We start from the raw sequence: 310 nt of genomic DNA, 5'->3' as shown, positions 1-310 counted from the left end.
GAACGCCGCGCCGCCCTGGGCGGCTCGGTCCCCGAACGCCGGTCCAAGCACGCCGAAATCACCCTCCCGGACGCGAAGTCCTACGAGGTCGCCAAGCACGGCACGGGCAAGCAGCAGGCCGCCACCACCATGGCCTTCGTGCGTTTGCTCAAGGACCTCATCAGGGACAAGAAGTTCGGGCACCGGATTGTGCCCATCGTTCCGGACGAATCCCGCACGTTCGGGATGGACGCGTTCTTCCCCACCGCGAAGATCTACAACCCCAAGGGCCAGAACTACCTCTCCGTGGACCGGGACCTGGTCCTGGCCT

At 65.8% G+C, this 310-nt stretch carries 1 pseudogene; it reads left to right on the top strand.

Annotated elements, in window-relative coordinates:
- Positions 1–310, top strand: a pseudogene (locus tag AC5RT4_RS17770) (pyruvate dehydrogenase (acetyl-transferring), homodimeric type); the annotation flags it as partial.

The sequence above is a fragment of the Arthrobacter sp. sptzw42 genome (assembly GCF_059089685.1).
Note: the sequence above shows the minus strand (reverse complement) of the source record. Positions and strands in the feature narration are given on the sequence as shown.